This is a genomic window from Bacillus sp. FS02, assembly GCF_024398395.1.
GTDB classification, from domain to species: domain Bacteria; phylum Bacillota; class Bacilli; order Bacillales; family Bacillaceae; genus Bacillus; species Bacillus altitudinis.
Window position 1 is genome coordinate 3,193,219 of the sequence record NZ_CP074101.1, and the last position, 15,893, is coordinate 3,209,111.

General features: G+C 41.8%; 17 protein-coding genes, 1 pseudogene and 1 riboswitch. Of the genes and pseudogenes, 13 read left to right on the forward strand and 5 right to left on the reverse strand.

Annotated features, from left to right (window positions below):
- Nucleotides 1–16 precede the first annotated feature (16 nt).
- On the forward strand, nt 17–637 hold the full coding sequence (locus tag KFQ09_RS16285) for a YhcN/YlaJ family sporulation lipoprotein (protein ID WP_008342769.1): 621 nt from the start codon (nt 17–19) through the stop codon (nt 635–637).
- Nucleotides 638–683: 46 nt separating this feature from the next.
- Here KFQ09_RS16285 and KFQ09_RS16290 read toward each other — a convergent pair whose 3' ends face one another.
- Entirely contained in the window at nt 684–1,316 is a 633-nt protein-coding gene (locus KFQ09_RS16290) for a LysE family transporter (RefSeq protein WP_025207714.1), read from the reverse strand.
- Nucleotides 1,317–1,554: 238 nt separating this feature from the next.
- Nucleotides 1,555–1,664: riboswitch (TPP riboswitch) on the forward strand.
- A gap of 126 nt (nt 1,665–1,790) precedes the next feature.
- Here KFQ09_RS16290 and thiC point away from each other — a divergent pair.
- Complete coding sequence (thiC, locus tag KFQ09_RS16295; protein WP_060832831.1) at nt 1,791–3,551, forward strand: phosphomethylpyrimidine synthase ThiC; 1,761 nt, start codon at nt 1,791–1,793, stop codon at nt 3,549–3,551.
- 31 nt (nt 3,552–3,582) lie between these two features.
- Here thiC and KFQ09_RS16300 read toward each other — a convergent pair whose 3' ends face one another.
- Complete coding sequence (locus KFQ09_RS16300; RefSeq protein WP_164071366.1) at nt 3,583–3,732, reverse strand: hypothetical protein; 150 nt, start codon at nt 3,730–3,732, stop codon at nt 3,583–3,585.
- Nucleotides 3,733–3,924: 192 nt separating this feature from the next.
- Here KFQ09_RS16300 and KFQ09_RS16305 point away from each other — a divergent pair, with 192 nt between their 5' ends.
- Entirely contained in the window at nt 3,925–4,107 is a 183-nt protein-coding gene (locus KFQ09_RS16305) for a hypothetical protein (protein WP_008342761.1), read from the forward strand.
- A 233-nt stretch (nt 4,108–4,340) separates the two neighbouring features.
- Here KFQ09_RS16305 and KFQ09_RS16310 read toward each other — a convergent pair whose 3' ends face one another.
- Nucleotides 4,341–4,985, reverse strand: a complete 645-nt coding sequence (locus KFQ09_RS16310) for a serine/threonine protein kinase (protein WP_017367714.1) — start codon at nt 4,983–4,985, stop codon at nt 4,341–4,343.
- A 226-nt stretch (nt 4,986–5,211) separates the two neighbouring features.
- Here KFQ09_RS16310 and KFQ09_RS16315 point away from each other — a divergent pair, with 226 nt between their 5' ends.
- From KFQ09_RS16315 to yajC, 7 genes are all read left to right on the forward strand, one after another.
- A complete protein-coding gene (locus tag KFQ09_RS16315) occupies nt 5,212–5,724 on the forward strand; it encodes an intercompartmental signaling factor BofC (protein ID WP_060832478.1) in 513 nt (170 codons plus the stop codon).
- A gap of 147 nt (nt 5,725–5,871) precedes the next feature.
- Nucleotides 5,872–6,477: a Holliday junction branch migration protein RuvA gene (gene ruvA / locus KFQ09_RS16320; RefSeq protein WP_017358123.1), complete on the forward strand. Its 606-nt coding sequence runs from the start codon at nt 5,872–5,874 to the stop codon at nt 6,475–6,477.
- 11 nt (nt 6,478–6,488) lie between these two features.
- Nucleotides 6,489–7,493: a Holliday junction branch migration DNA helicase RuvB gene (gene ruvB, locus KFQ09_RS16325; RefSeq protein WP_007501501.1), complete on the forward strand. Its 1,005-nt coding sequence runs from the start codon at nt 6,489–6,491 to the stop codon at nt 7,491–7,493.
- Complete coding sequence (locus tag KFQ09_RS16330) at nt 7,486–7,686, forward strand: DUF2905 domain-containing protein (RefSeq protein WP_008342752.1); 201 nt, start codon at nt 7,486–7,488, stop codon at nt 7,684–7,686. The genes ruvB and KFQ09_RS16330 overlap by 8 nt, the downstream gene beginning before the upstream one ends.
- A gap of 34 nt (nt 7,687–7,720) precedes the next feature.
- Nucleotides 7,721–8,749 carry a tRNA preQ1(34) S-adenosylmethionine ribosyltransferase-isomerase QueA gene (gene queA / locus KFQ09_RS16335; protein WP_017358122.1) on the forward strand — a complete coding sequence of 343 codons (1,029 nt, stop codon included), beginning with the start codon at nt 7,721–7,723 and terminating at the stop codon, nt 8,747–8,749.
- Nucleotides 8,750–8,780: 31 nt separating this feature from the next.
- Nucleotides 8,781–9,926: a tRNA guanosine(34) transglycosylase Tgt gene (tgt, locus tag KFQ09_RS16340; RefSeq protein WP_060832477.1), complete on the forward strand. Its 1,146-nt coding sequence runs from the start codon at nt 8,781–8,783 to the stop codon at nt 9,924–9,926.
- Between the two features lie 47 nt (nt 9,927–9,973).
- Nucleotides 9,974–10,240 (forward strand): preprotein translocase subunit YajC, encoded by a 267-nt coding sequence (gene yajC / locus KFQ09_RS16345; RefSeq protein WP_003216659.1) that lies wholly within the window; start codon nt 9,974–9,976, stop codon nt 10,238–10,240.
- A gap of 49 nt (nt 10,241–10,289) precedes the next feature.
- Here the strand turns inward: yajC and KFQ09_RS16350 are convergent, their stop codons facing one another.
- A complete protein-coding gene (locus KFQ09_RS16350; RefSeq protein WP_007501492.1) occupies nt 10,290–10,667 on the reverse strand; it encodes a TIGR04086 family membrane protein in 378 nt (125 codons plus the stop codon).
- Between the two features lie 165 nt (nt 10,668–10,832).
- On the opposite strand from KFQ09_RS16350, the gene KFQ09_RS16355 reads away from it, so the two are divergent.
- Nucleotides 10,833–11,495: a DUF421 domain-containing protein gene (locus KFQ09_RS16355; protein ID WP_017358120.1), complete on the forward strand. Its 663-nt coding sequence runs from the start codon at nt 10,833–10,835 to the stop codon at nt 11,493–11,495.
- A 1-nt stretch (nt 11,496) separates the two neighbouring features.
- Here KFQ09_RS16355 and spoVB read toward each other — a convergent pair.
- Nucleotides 11,497–13,046: pseudogene (gene spoVB, locus KFQ09_RS16360) on the reverse strand (stage V sporulation protein B).
- Between the two features lie 116 nt (nt 13,047–13,162).
- Between spoVB and KFQ09_RS16365 the strand changes: the two are divergent.
- Both KFQ09_RS16365 and secDF read left to right on the forward strand, forming a co-directional pair.
- On the forward strand, nt 13,163–13,459 hold the full coding sequence (locus KFQ09_RS16365; protein ID WP_003216788.1) for a post-transcriptional regulator: 297 nt from the start codon (nt 13,163–13,165) through the stop codon (nt 13,457–13,459).
- Between the two features lie 41 nt (nt 13,460–13,500).
- Entirely contained in the window at nt 13,501–15,729 is a 2,229-nt protein-coding gene (gene secDF / locus KFQ09_RS16370; protein WP_081114279.1) for a protein translocase subunit SecDF, read from the forward strand.
- Nucleotides 15,730–15,893 lie beyond the last annotated feature (164 nt).

The window sequence follows — 15,893 nt, forward strand, 5'->3', positions numbered from 1 at the left end:
ACAGGGGGTTTTTCGTTTGAGACAAAAATGGCAAAAAACAATCGCCTTAGTGCTTCTACCTATTGGATTAACGGCATGTGGTACAAATAACAATGCGGGTGTAGATACACGTCATAATCAATCTGGCCAGCCAGTTGGATACCACTCCAATCAACAGGCAACAGACAACAACCAAGATCATCAAGGACCGGTTTCTGAGCTTATGGAGGGAATGAACGGAAGAAATACAACGAATGTTGATGATCGTTCACGCCCTACACAGGATCAAGTGAGAATGCCACTGACTGGTGGAGATGGACGCTACAGTCATGGAGATATGAACTATCATAACCAAATGTCGTTCTCTGGCTACGATAAACAAGAGAACATCCAGCGTTCAAGAAAAATCGCCAACCGAGTGAACAAAATGAACCATGTGACAGACTCACAAGTCATGGTGACGGATGAAAATGTGTATATTGCTCTTAAAACAGATGGGCGCTTGACATCAGAGGGTGTATCACAAGTAGAAGAAGCAGCGACTCGTTATGCAGATGGAAGAGCTGTCCAAGTCATTAAAGACGAAGGCGCATTTACACGCTTCAGAGATATGAGAAAAACGCAATTTGAAACAGGTCAGACAGGCATGACCCGTTAAGCTGGAATAAAAAAGGCTAAAGTTCATGACGAACTTTAGCCTTTCTTTAAAAATAAACTTTGATACCAATATAAAATTCATAAAAGAAATAACAGCCAAATCCAAGTAATAAAATACCGGCAACAATGGATGTCCACTTAATCATTGTTCGATTCATTACTTTTCTTGTTAGGGAAACAATCGTGAGAAGACCGATGTCATGAAGAAGAATCCCTGCCAAAATACCCGCAGCAGCCAATATAAATTCAGATGAATTTGTATTCGTATAAGCATCTGCCAGTACAGCACCAAACACAGATACCCAGAACACAAGGTTTCCAGGTGATACCGCGACGAGCAGCCCATTTCGGTATGTTTTAGCGAATGATTTATTCACTTTTTCTCCTGCTAAATGGATGTCTTGATCCGCATTTTTAATCGAATCGTAGGCAAGAATCATTAAAAAGATGGCACCGATCAGCCAGAGCGGAATTTGGATAAAGGGCAAAGATAAAAATTGAGCAAATCCAGCATATAAAGCCAAGATGAGCAATATATCGATGGTCATACCACCAGCGCCTACAGTTAATCCATGAAAGAATCCGTTTTTTAATCCCTGCTTTGTCATTTCAACCGTGATCGCTCCAACAGGTAGAGCAATTGAGAATCCAACGACGATAAATGTAAGAAATGTTTGCAATCGACTAGAACTTCCTTTGAATCATGTTTGTATAAAAATTCTCCGTTTAGATTAATTATACATATTAGGAGAAAAGGATCAATGATTATTTCTTATTTAATCGAAATGAGAGAGATAAATCGTGTATAGAAAGATGTATATCGTGAAGATCGTGTATTCATTGTAGGGGAAAGGAACTATTTTCCTAAAACTTCTTTTTTTCATTTCTCAGCTATGCTACACTGTTGTGGAAATCAATATAAGTGACTAGGGGTGCCCGGAAATGCGGGCTGAGAGAGAAGACAAGCTTCTTAACCCTTTGGACCTGATCTGGCTCGTACCAGCGTGGGGAAGTTGAAGATGATACATGTGCCATATGAATGGCATACATGTTTTTTTCTGACGACGAAACCAGGTTCTTTACATAGAATCTGGTTTTTTGCTGGTGCTGATTCCATCCTGACCGGTCACACGAAAAGAAGGAGAGAACAGCAAATGAATGAAAAGACAAATGTTCCATCAACGCAATCTTTATTATCAAACTTTGAAGGCAGTCGAAAGGTATATGAACAAGGCTCAAGACCTGACATTTTGGTGCCAAAAAGAGAAATCGTGCTCACAAATACAGTGACACAAGCAGGTGATATCGAAAATGAACCGATTCGTGTGTACGATACAAGTGGACCGTATACAGATGCGGAGGCTCATATTGATGTCACAAAGGGATTAAAGCGCCTGAGATCAGCATGGATTAAAGAAAGAGAAGATACTGAAAGCTATGAAGGGCGTCAAGTAAAGCCAGAAGATAATGGATATCGCTTGAATGGGAAAGAATCCTTTCAAGCTGCCCATACAGATTTTCATCATGTGCCGCTCCGCGGGAAACAAGGTGCTTGTGTGACGCAAATGCATTATGCAAAAAAGGGCATCATTACGCCTGAAATGGAGTTTATCGCTTTGAGAGAACAGCTAAGTCCTGAGTTTGTTAGAGAGGAAGTGGCTAGTGGGAGAGCGGTCATTCCAGCGAATATCAACCATCCTGAAAGTGAGCCGATGATCATCGGAAAGAATTTTCACGTGAAAATTAATGCGAATATTGGCAATTCAGCTGTGACGTCGTCCATTGAAGAAGAGGTGGAGAAGATGACATGGGCAATTAGATGGGGGGCAGATACGATGATGGACCTGTCTACAGGAAAGGACATTCATACAACGAGAGAATGGATTATCCGCAATTGCCCAGTCCCAGTAGGAACGGTCCCAATTTATCAGGCACTTGAAAAAGTGAATGGAATCGCAGAAAATTTGACGTGGGAAGTATACCGAGACACATTAATTGAACAGGCAGAGCAAGGGGTTGACTACTTCACCATTCATGCGGGCGTCCTGTTAAGGTATATTCCGCTCACAGTCGACCGTGTCACAGGAATTGTTTCAAGAGGCGGAGCCATTATGGCAAGATGGTGTCTCGCTCATCATCAAGAGAACTTTCTGTATACCCATTTTGAAGAAATTTGTGAAATCATGAAAACATATGACATTGCCTTTTCGCTTGGGGACGGGCTCAGACCTGGATCCATTGCGGACGCAAATGACGAAGCGCAGTTTGCAGAGCTGGAAACGTTAGGGGAATTGACAGAGATCGCTTGGAAACATGATGTACAGGTCATGATTGAAGGACCTGGTCATGTTCCTATGGATAAAATCAAAGAGAATGTCGATAAGCAGATGGAGATATGCAAAGAGGCACCTTTTTATACGTTAGGTCCTCTAACAACAGATATTGCACCGGGATATGATCATATTACATCCGCGATCGGTGCGGCGATGATCGGCTGGTACGGAACAGCCATGCTGTGCTATGTGACACCAAAAGAGCATTTAGGTCTGCCGAACAAAGAAGATGTAAGAGAAGGCGTCATCGCCTATAAAATCGCCGCACATGCAGCTGATGTAGCAAAAGGACATCCTGCTGCTCAAAAGCGTGATGATGCCTTATCAAAAGCGAGATTTGAATTCAGATGGCGGGATCAATTTCATCTGTCACTTGACCCAGAACGAGCGCTGGCATTCCATGATGAAACATTGCCTGCTGAAGGTGCTAAAACCGCTCATTTCTGTTCCATGTGTGGACCAAAGTTTTGCAGTATGAAAATATCCCATGATATCCGCAACCAATCAGAAGAAGTGAAAAGAGAGATGGAGAAGAAGGCAAAAGAGTTTATCAATCAAGGCAGCCAAATCTATCAATCCTAAAAAAAACCTCGCACTCCTCTAGTGCGGGGTTTTATAAAACGGCTGAAATGGCTTTTCTCACGAGGTGGAAAAATGCTTTTACTGCAATCGCCATCGTTTCAACACTTGGGATGAGGGCATCTGTTAAATGAAATAGAACTGTTTGTCTCTCTGGAGATGTTCGTTTTTTCTTTTGTTTCATAAAGACAGCCTCCTTTTCATTCAATATACTTCTTTTGAAGCGTATCTAGATAGATATGTTGTGCGAATTTAAACAAAATTTAAACTTCTTGTGTTTAGAAGGAAAGAAGCAGGGGAAACGGATTGAATAGAGAATGAATGAAAAGAGCTGACCGATTTGGTTAGTGAACAAGACAGAGTGGAAGGTGATCTTATGATGAAAGTATTTAAGGTAACATTTCATATGAACAATGGGGAAGTGCTCGATTTCGAGCTGAAACGTCCAGCTACCTATGATGTGTATAAAAAAATTGAGGAAGCCAATCATTGGTTTAAGCTGAATAATGAAATCATTAACCTATTAAATGTGAATAGTATCCATGTAGAAACAGAATAAAACAGAAAGCCGCTCAAAGAGAGCGGCTTTCAGCGTGTAGACAAACCCTCGCATTCGGTGTCAGTCCTGCGTGCCGGTGCTCACGAATGTCAAATTCGCTCCGCGCCGGTACTCGTCATTCCTAGGACTGCAAAGGTTTTCTATCACGCTGAAAAGAAGACAAAGAGCTAAAATAAAGTACATTTTAGCCCTTTGTCAACAATCTGAAAGCCGCTCTTTTCGAGCGGCTTTCATTATGCAGTAAAATCATTTCGATTGTTCAGCTGACCTCGAGACAGCCAGTTTTTCTTATACAAATAGGCAATCACTTCAAGCCATAGACGCGGCGCTTTTTTAGGGAAAAAAGGTTTTTGATAATAGGCGTATGCAGCTTTTAAATCATCCCATTGATGACATGTTTTCGTTTGCGTGAAGCGGGCGACGTCAATGACCCTGACGCGGCCATCCTTTGTTAAAATTAAATTCCGCAGATGAATATCAGAAGGATTTAAACCTTTCGCGCGTGCTTCTTCCAATGCATCATCTACTTGTTCAATCATTTGTTTTTTGATCGGAATTCCTTTTGTCAGGCATTCATAGAAAGTATAACCTTTAATATATTCCATTAAAATATACTGATCCCCAGACTCGTAAATCTCAGGATAATAGGAGGAGCCGGAAAGTTTTTCATAAATTGCAGCCTCTTTGCGGGCGATGTTTCGATAAGAAGGAAAAAAGACTTTTAACGCCATTTTTTTGCCGTCTTTTTTGTATGAAAATACATAGGCACTTCTTCCTTTGCCGCACAGCTCAAGCTCAGCCGGTTTAAAGACGAGCTTATTAAAACGCTTTTCTTCTTGATACTGAATCGATTCGGCTAATCTTTTGACATCTGACATTGACTTCACCTTCTTTGGTTTCAGTTTATGCGGCTGAAAAACGAATGATGAAAAAACCATGTGATTCGGTAGAGCAATGGATTGTATAAAACATAACATTTACGCACGAAGGATACAACGAAAGACGCTCAATATGTGTCAAGACATCGATTTGGTTAATGTGGAGCAAAATGGGTCAAACTACATATGTCATGCATCGATCTTATGTTCTAAAGAGGTGTAAATAGTGAAAGTGAAAATAAAGTATTTCGTTACAGGGCTTATCATGACAAGTGTACTCTTTTTCGCTGTTGATATGGAAGCAGCAGAACACTTGCAAAAAGAGTCAAAAACCATCAACGTTCAGCTTGAAAAGGTCTATCTAGACGGCGATGTAAGTATTGAAAGACAGCGGGCATCATTAGAAGACAAAGACACATTTTGGGCCAAGTATAAGGGCTGGACATTGGTAGAACAGCGAGAGGATTTTGCCCTTTTTAGAAAGCAAATTGACGATATATCGCCTTTGAGTAAAGCAAATGGATATATCGGATTATCAGAAGACGGCGTGATTTCTACGTTTCATGGAAGGCCTGACGGGTGGGCGGAGCCTATTCATCTCTTTTTTCAAATTGATACGTCCCGCTTGGAAAGTCATGTAGAGCAGCAGCTTGCACAAGGCATTCCGTTTCGAACAAAAGATGAATTTGAGCATGTGCTTGAAGTCATGAAACCTTACCGAAATGAACAATCGTTTTAATCGTATGACAGCTTGCTGGTGTGAAGACCGCAAGCTCTTTTTCATGGGTTGACGATGAAAAAAGGCTGAGCGAACGTATGTTAACTTTTATTACGGTTTTCTCTTCGATTTATGTTACAATGGAGAACAGTCAAAGAGGTGAAAACGGTGATAGAGTTTGTAAAAGGGACCATTGATTATGTGTGCCCGCAATATGTTGTCATTGAAAACGGCGGAGTGGGATATCAAGTCTATACCCCAAATCCGTTTATCTATCGAGTAACAAAACAAGAAACGATTTATACGTATCATTACATAAAGGAAGACGCTTTTTCGTTATATGGATTCCAAACACGAGAAGAAAAAGCGTTGTTCACAAAACTGTTAAATGTCACAGGGATTGGACCGAAGGGTGCGCTTGCGATTCTTGCTTCCGGTGATCCTGGCGCTGTCATTTCAGCGATCGAACGAGAGGATGAAGCTTTCCTCATTAAATTCCCGGGTGTTGGCAAAAAAACAGCACGTCAGATCATTCTAGATCTGAAAGGGAAGCTCGCAGATGTGGTGCCTGAAATGATAGGAAACTTATTTAACCACGAGGATCATATCCAGATTGAAACGCAGCAAAGCGCTTTAGATGAAGCGGTTGAAGCCTTAAGTGTCCTTGGGTATGGTGATCGTGAAATCAAAAAGGTTCTTCCTTTATTAAAAGAAGAGAAGAATCTTACAACCGATCAATATGTGAAAAAAGCTTTACAAAAAATGTTGAAATAGGGTGATGTCTCATGGATGAACGGCTCGTCTCAACTGAAGCAGACAACCATGAATCAGCCATTGAGCAAAGTCTGCGTCCACAGACGCTTAGTCAATATATTGGCCAGCAGAAAGTAAAGGATAATCTCAGCGTATTTATTGAAGCTGCCCGAATGAGGCAGGAAACGCTGGATCACGTTCTTTTATATGGGCCGCCGGGACTTGGGAAAACAACGCTTGCGTCGATCATTGCCAATGAAATGAATGTTCAGCTGCGTACAACGTCTGGACCAGCGATTGAACGCCCTGGCGATTTGGCGGCGATCTTAACATCTCTTGAACCTGGCGATGTTCTGTTTATTGATGAAATTCATCGCTTGCAGCGTTCAATAGAGGAAGTGCTATATCCAGCGATGGAGGACTTTTGTCTAGATATCGTGATTGGAAAAGGAGATACAGCACGCTCTGTGCGGCTTGATTTACCGCCATTTACGCTTGTAGGTGCTACAACCCGTGTTGGGCTTTTAACAGCGCCGCTTCGTGATAGGTTTGGGGTTCATGCAAGATTGGAATACTATGAGCAAAGAGATTTGGCTCACATTGTAGCAAGAACAGCCGAGCTGTTTGAGATTGGGATCGACATTCGTTCAGCTGAAGAGATTGCAAGAAGATCTAGAGGCACACCGAGGGTCGCCAATCGTCTGCTCAGAAGAGTAAGAGATTTTGCGCAGGTGCTTGGAAATCATGCGATCACACAAGACATTGCAGAAGATGCTCTTGAGCGTCTGCAAGTTGACAGACTCGGACTTGATCATATCGATCATAAACTGCTTTTAAGTATGATTGAAAAATTTAGAGGCGGTCCTGTTGGACTTGATACGATCTCAGCGACAATTGGAGAAGAATCACATACGATTGAAGATGTGTACGAACCGTATTTACTGCAAATTGGTTTTCTGCAAAGAACACCAAGAGGGCGGGTCGTCACAAGAGAAGCGTATGAACATTTTCATATGGAGGTTCCGATTCGTGACTGAATTCCCTAAAATGTTGATGATTTTAGGTGGTGTCCTTTTTGCCGCAGGTTTAGTGTTTCAATTGGTTGGGAAACTTCCAGGCGATATTTTCGTGAAAAAAGGGAACGTAACGTTCTTTTTTCCTGTGATTACATGCATTGTCATTAGCATCGTCCTAACCATTTTACTCAATGTCTTCGGACGGATGAAATAACGTTAACTAGTTAACTACAGAATAGGTGAAGGAAATGAAGTTAGAACTATTTGATTTTGATTTACCAGAAAGATTGATTGCACAAGTGCCGCTTGAAAAACGAGATGCATCAAGACTGATGGTCTTAAATAAACAAACAGGTGACATCACACATGATACATTCTCGCAAATCACAGATTACTTTCAAAAGGGTGATTGTCTCGTTTTAAACAATACACGTGTATTGCCTGCACGTCTGTTTGGAACGAAAGAGGATACGGGTGCTAAAGTGGAGCTGCTTCTTTTGAAACAAGAAGAAGGAGACAAATGGGAAACGCTCGTGAAACCAGCAAAACGTGTGAAAAACGGAACAGTCATTACATTTGGTGATGGACGATTAAAAGCGGTATGTACAGAAGAACTGGAACATGGCGGAAGAAAAGTTGAGTTTCAGTATACAGGCATTTTTTATGAAGTACTTGAATCCTTAGGTGAAATGCCACTGCCTCCGTACATTAAAGAGCAGCTTGACGATCGTGAGCGTTATCAAACCGTTTATTCCAAAGAGGTTGGTTCGGCTGCTGCGCCTACTGCCGGTCTTCACTTTACAAATGAACTGCTGGATGCACTGAAAGCAAAAGGAGTGCATATTGCGTTTATTACGCTCCATGTAGGGCTTGGCACATTTCGACCGGTCAGTGCTGAACGCATTGAAGAACATGAAATGCACGCAGAGTTTTACGAAATGAATGAAGAAACGGCAGAAGAACTTAATCGCGTGCGCAAAGAAGGCGGACGGATTATTTCAGTCGGAACAACTTCGACAAGAACGCTTGAAACCATTGCAAGTACTTATGATGGTGAATTCAAAGCGTCAAGCGGCTGGACGTCGATTTTTATTTACCCAGGCTACACATTTAAGGCAATTGATGGCATGATCACGAATTTCCACTTGCCGAAATCGTCTTTAATTATGCTTGTCAGTGCATTAGCTGGACGAGAACACGTCCTAAAAGCGTACAATGAGGCTGTAAAAGAGGAATATCGATTCTTCAGTTTTGGCGATGCCATGCTGATTCAATAACATCATACAACAAAGACAGGAGGGCTCATTTTTGTCGCAATTACCGATACGTTATGAGTTCATTAAATCATGCAAACAAACAGGTGCACGTCTTGGACGCGTTCATACACCGCACGGCTCCTTTGAAACACCTGTATTTATGCCAGTTGGTACACTGGCTACAGTGAAAACAATGGCGCCTGAAGAGTTAAAAGCAATGGAAGCAGGCATCATTTTAAGCAATACGTATCATCTATGGCTGCGCCCGGGGCATGACATTGTCAAAGAAGCAGGCGGCCTGCACAAATTTATGAACTGGAATCGAGCGATTCTAACAGATTCAGGCGGTTTCCAAGTGTTTTCTTTAAGTGAATTTAGAAAAATTGAAGAAGAAGGCGTTCACTTCCGTAATCACTTAAATGGAGATAAGTTGTTCCTTTCTCCTGAAAAAGCGATGGAGATTCAAAATGCGCTCGGCTCAGATATTATGATGGCATTTGACGAATGCCCTCCGTACCCAGCAGAGTACGATTATATGAAACGGTCTGTAGAGCGGACAAGCAGATGGGCAGAGCGCTGCTTAACAGCGCACCAGCGTCCAGAGGATCAAGGGCTGTTTGGCATTGTGCAGGGCGGAGAATACGAAGAGCTTCGTAAACAAAGTGCAAAAGATCTTGTTTCACTTGATTTCCCAGGCTACGCCATTGGAGGTTTATCTGTTGGTGAACCTAAAGATGTGATGAACCGTGTGCTGGAGTTCACAACGCCATTTTTACCGGATGACAAGCCAAGGTACTTAATGGGTGTTGGCTCACCAGATTCATTAATTGACGGCGCGATTCGCGGTGTCGATATGTTTGACTGTGTACTGCCGACGCGAATTGCAAGAAACGGTACGCTCATGACAAGTGAAGGACGCCTTGTTGTGAAAAATGCTAAATATGAGCGTGATTTCAGACCAATCGATGAAAATTGTGACTGCTACACATGTAAAAACTACACACGCGCTTATATTAGACATTTAATCCGTACAAATGAGACGTTCGGAATTCGATTAACAACTTATCATAATCTTCATTTTCTGTTAAAATTAATGGAGCAAGTGAGAGAAGCTATCCGTGAGGATCGTTTAGGTGATTTTAGAGAAGAGTTTTTTGAGCGTTATGGCTTTAACAAACCGAATGCGAAAAACTTTTAACGCATAAACGAAAAGCTTTACAATGCTTTAGAAAGGGGTGAGATAGAATGGATGGTGGTATGGGTTCAATCATTATGATTGTTGTCATGTTTGCTGTGCTTTACTTCTTGTTAATCCGTCCACAGCAAAAGCAACAAAAAGCTGTGCGTCAGATGCAGCAATCTTTATCAAAAGGCGATAAAATCGTCACAATCGGTGGTTTACACGGTGAAATCGACTACATTGATGAATCAAAAGTAGTCATCAAAACAAGCGAAAACAACCGTTTAACTTTCGACCGACGTGCTATTAGAGAATTAGCTGACAAAGGTTAATCCTCCAATACATAGCGATAAAAAAAGAGCGATATCATTCGCTCTTTTTTTATTTACCCCGAAGATTAACGCCAATCATTCCCCCTAGCATACAAATTCCCAAAAAGGCTGCATGATAGATGAATTGTTCTGGTGAAAAGGTTTCTCCAAACCCTAAATATTGAAATAAAAAAACAGTGAGTGAAAAGATAAAAGAGGTCATGGCGCCAATGAGCCAGCCCCGTTCCTTTGCTTTCCCTCCAGAAATCATTCCTCCTAGAAAAAGTGCCGCAAAGGACAAGATCATGATCATCCATTTAAACGATGATTCCTGCATACTTGTGAAGGTAAGCATCAGTGATACAAGTAAGCTTGTGACAATCATCACGACAAAAATAGCAATTAAGCCAGATAAAATGCCTTTTCCTATTTGTTTCGTTTCCTGCATGTGATTCGTCTCCTCTCCAATTGACCGAAGCTTGTCTTTTACTAAAATGTATTCACGGAGAAGAAAAAATAGACATGTTTCTCGTGATAAAAACCGAGGCTTTCTTTTCTACATAAATAAAGTGTTTTGACACAAGCTATGGTGGAGAAGGAGGGGTTACATCATATGCAGGACATCTTAATTATCTCCATGAGAACGATCATTTTATATTTTCTCATTTGGTTTATCTTTCGTTTAATGGGCAAAAGGGAGATTGGGGAACTGAGTATTTTAGATCTTGTTATTTTTATGATGATCGCTGAAATTGCGGTGCTCGCCATAGAAGAAGTTGAGGATCACATGTTACATACAGTATGGCCGATCCTGCTGTTAACCTTCATTCAAATCACCCTTGCCTATTTGTCATTAAAATTTCAAGGTGTCCGGCGTTTTCTCGACGGTAAGCCAGCCCTGCTCATCATCAACGGAAAAATAGATGAGGGTGCGATGAGAAAACAGCGATACAATTTTGATGATTTGCTGATTCAATTAAGAGAAAATAACATCGATAGTATCCAGGATGTCTCATATGCCATCTTAGAGCCTTCAGGGAAGCTCGCCGTTGTTGAAAAAGAAAACAAGCGCAAACATGCAGCGCTTGAGCTCCCTCTTATTGCAGACGGTGTGGTTCAGCATGATCATCTCAAGCAGATCAACCATGATGAACAGTGGCTGATAAAGGAGCTTGCCAAAAGAGGCTATCATGACATCGAGCAGATCTCCTACTGTAGCTTTAATCAGAAGGATTTTTATATTGATTTGAAAGATGAAGTGATCAAGAAAGAATGAGCTACAGCAGCTTCCCAATAAAGGGGATGCGGCGTAGCTCTTCTCGTTTCACTAGCCCAAGCCAGATTAATAGAATGACATACAGCACGCACGTCAAAAAGATCATCATGACAAGCTCCAAAGGGGCGGAAAAGAGTCCGCTCGCTTGATGTTTCATCCATAAACTGACTGCCCCAGTACCGATGATCACAAGGACGCAAAGTCCATATTCTTTTAATGGTAAATGAATAGGCAGCACTTTACCGACAGTTGCCGCATGGAGCAATGTGACAAGGACGATGCCGATGAGTATCGCAAGCGCTGCGCCCATAATGCCAAAGCTTGGCTGTGAAGCAAGAACAAAGATCATACCTGTTTTCACAACAGCTCCTATCAAACTGTTGGTCATCGCTGCCCCCGCTAAATTTAATGCTTGAAGGACAGCCTGCAGCGGCCCTTGAAAGTAATAGAGCAAAAAGAAGGGGGCCATGAATTTTACATAGACAGCGGCATGAGATGAACCATACATGAAGAGGGTTAAATTTTCTGCATACACAAAAAGGATAATACATGAAATGCCCCGCTTAATAAACAAAGGCGCATCGCCTGCTTGAGCCGGTATTCGACCGTTTTGCGTTTGTTCTGTTCCATCCCCTCACTAATCGCTGGAACTAGTGCGGTGGAGAGAGAATACGTGATAAAACTAGGAAGTGTCAAAAGGGTGAGCGCAAGTCCTGTCAATTCTCCGTACTGCCTTGTTGCTTCCACAGCTGCATAACCGGCAATCGCAAGGCTTTGCGCGACGACAATCGGTTCTAAAAACCACGAGATATTGCCGATGAAACGGCTGCCTGTCGTTGGCAGGGCAATACTCATGAGCTGTTTAAACGTATCCTTCCCATCATGAATTGCCTTGAAAAAACGTTTTCGGATACGGATGGTCTTTTTATAACGAAAGGCAATCAGTAAGTAAGCAAGTGAAATCATTTCCCCAATGACAGATGAAATCATGGCGCCTGCTGCTGCATATTCAATTCCATAAGGCAGGAACGCTGTTGTACATACTGCCACGAGTGAAATTCTTGCGACCTGTTCTAGTACTTGTGACATCGCAAGCGGGCTCATTTGCTGTCTTCCTTGGAAATAGCCCCTTAACACACTAGAGATCGCAATAACGGGTACGACTGGTGTAATGGCAAGCAGAGGATAGACCGTTCTAGGATCTGTCAGCATATTTTCCGCCATAATAGGGGCAAACCATAAAAAGAGCGGCGTGAAAATCAGGCTGAGTGTTCCTGTTATCGCAAGGGACATCACTAGAATGCGTTTTGTTTTCTGTTTGTCACCACGGGCTTCTGCTTCTGCGACTAGCTTACTAATCGCAACAGGAAGTCCGAATTGAGTTAGCGTCACGGCGAGAAAAAAGGTAGGCGCTGCCATCATATAAAGCCCTACGCCTTCTTCACCAATGAACCTTGCAATCACAATTCGATTGACAAAACCCAATATTCTTGTAATAAAACCTGCTAAAATTAAAATAATCGTCCCTTTTAAAAACGTTTGCTTCGTCAAATCACAGATCACCTGCCTTCTCAAACGACATAGAATCATATACAATAAGATATGCGTGTATATCGTCCAAGCATGACAAGTCTCTCGATAAAAAACTGAAAAGGGGGAGCCTCACATTGACACAACATCCGGCTGCTATATACAAAGACCATTTAAAGCCTTTTCTGTTCAGTAAGCTTGAAGAATTCATCGTTTTGGGCTATAAAGATGTAGATTTAGAGGAATTATGGTCATACTTAGAGAATAAGAAGTGGAAGAAAAAACAAGAGTATCCGATTCATGAAATGGTTGCAGATATTTTATCTGTGAAAATTGGCGAATTTATGAACTATGCAACCGTTCAGTCGTTTAAAACGTCTGCTTTTTTGGACAGTGAAGATGGCAAGAATATGCTGGACGAACTGTTGAAATAAGCCATCTAAATGGATTCAGGTGTTTAAGGAGGAAATACATAATGAAAAAAGGGCGCATACTTGCGTTTTTCTTAGTGGTTCTGTTAATCGGAACTGGTGTGGGCTTATTAACGAAGCCCGTTGCGAAAGATATGACGCTAGGGCTGGACTTACAGGGTGGATTTGAAGTTCTGTATGATGTACACCCAGTGAAAAAAGAAGACAAGATCACAAATGGTGTTCTCGTCAGTACAGTAGAGGCTTTAAACCGAAGAGCCAACGTGCTTGGGGTCAGTGAGCCGAACATTTCGATTGAAGGAAACAACCGTATCCGCGTACAGCTTGCGGGTGTAAAAGATCAAAACAGAGCACGGGAGATTCTATCGACTGAAGCACAGCTTTCCTTCAGAGATACGAATGACAAAGAGCTTCTAAACGGATCTGATCTTGTTGAAAATGGTGCAAAACAAACATTCAATCAAACGAATGAGCCGATCGTGACGGTCAAACTAAAGGATGCGAAAAAGTTTGGTGACGTGACAAAAAAAGTAGCGGCGATGGCACCAAACAATCAGCTTGTCATTTGGCTTGATTATCATAAGGGAGATTCCTTCAAAAAAGAAGTCTCTAAATCAAATCATAAGTATGTATCTGCGCCGAATGTAAACCAAGAAATTAACAGCAGTGACGTACAAATCGAAGGAAACTTTACGGTTCAAGAGGCAAAAGACCTTGCGAGCATTTTAAATGCCGGCGCATTGCCAGTAAAATTAACCGAAAAATATTCAACATCTGTGAGTGCACAGTTTGGTGAGCAAGCACTAAACGAAACAGTCTTCGCAGGAATTGTAGGAATCGCATTTATCTTCTTATTCATGCTGTTTTATTACCGATTACCAGGTCTTGTTGCTGTCATTACACTGTCAGCTTATATCTATATCACACTGCAAGTCTTTGACTGGATGGGTGCGGTCATGACACTGCCTGGAATCGCTGCATTGATTCTTGGGGTAGGGATGGCTGTCGATGCCAACATTATTACGTATGAGCGGATTAAAGAAGAGCTCAAGCTCGGTAAATCTGTCCGTTCTGCTTTCAGATCGGGTAACCGCAGATCATTTGCCACGATCTTTGATGCAAACTTAACAAGTATTATTGCCGGAGGGGTTCTGTTCTTCTTTGGAACAAGCTCTGTCAAAGGATTTGCAACCATGCTTATCCTATCGATTTTGACAAGCTTTATCACGGCTGTCTTCCTATCAAGATTCCTTCTTGGATTACTTGTAGAAAGCCGTTATCTCGACCGCAGAAAAGGCTGGTTTGGGGTTCGTCAGAAAGACATTATTGATATTCATGAAACAACTGAAAATACTGAACCGAAAACACCATTTGATAAATGGGATTTCGTCAGCAAACGTAAAGGCTTTATGATTTTCTCAGCAGCCATTACCATTGCTGGAATCATTGTGCTGTCGATCTTCAAGCTCAATGCAGGTATTGACTTTGCAAGTGGTACTAGAGTTGATATTCAAAGTGACCATAAACTGTCAACAGAACAGGTGGAGCAAGATTTTAAAAAGCTAGACCTTGAGACAGACAGTGTTGTGTTATCGGGTCAAAAAGAAAATCAAGCAGCAGCTCGATTTGTCGGTGTTCCGAATAAAGAAAAAATCGCTGAAGTGAAAGATTACTTCAAAGATAAATATGGAACGGAGCCTAACGTAAGTACAGTGTCTCCGACGGTTGGAAAAGAGCTGGCACGTAACGCATTATACGCTGTCATCATTGCTTCGATCGGGATTATCTTATATGTATCTATCCGATTTGAGTATAAAATGGCGATTGCAGCGATTGTCTCTCTTCTATACGACGCATTCTTTATCGTTGCCTTCTTTAGCATTACGCGTTTAGAGGTGGATGTCACCTTCATTGCAGCGATACTCACGGTCATTGGGTACTCAATCAATGACACGATTGTCACCTTCGACAGGGTGCGTGAGCAAATGAAGAAACGCAAACCGAAAACGATCGAAGATTTATCGTACATTGTGAATTTAAGTTTACAGCAAACCTTTACGCGTTCTGTGAACACCGTGCTCACCGTACTTGTTGTGGTGATTGCACTTCTCATTTTCGGTTCAGCATCTATTACAAACTTCTCCATCGCCTTACTTGTCGGACTATTAACAGGGGTGTATTCATCCCTTTACATTGCGGCACAAATTTGGCTGATATGGAAAGGTCGTGAGCTGAAAAAGCCGGCTAAAATCGACACAGAACAAGATATTTAAACAAGAAAGACTGCCAGCTTGGCAGTCTTTTTTTCATGCATCATACTTGTCATCGTCACAACAATAAGATGATATGTAAAAACATTTCGGGTTTCATTGATCTTGAAATGGTCTTCTGCTATAATGACATACGTTTAGATCAGTATAGAAAGCAAGTGTCCGTT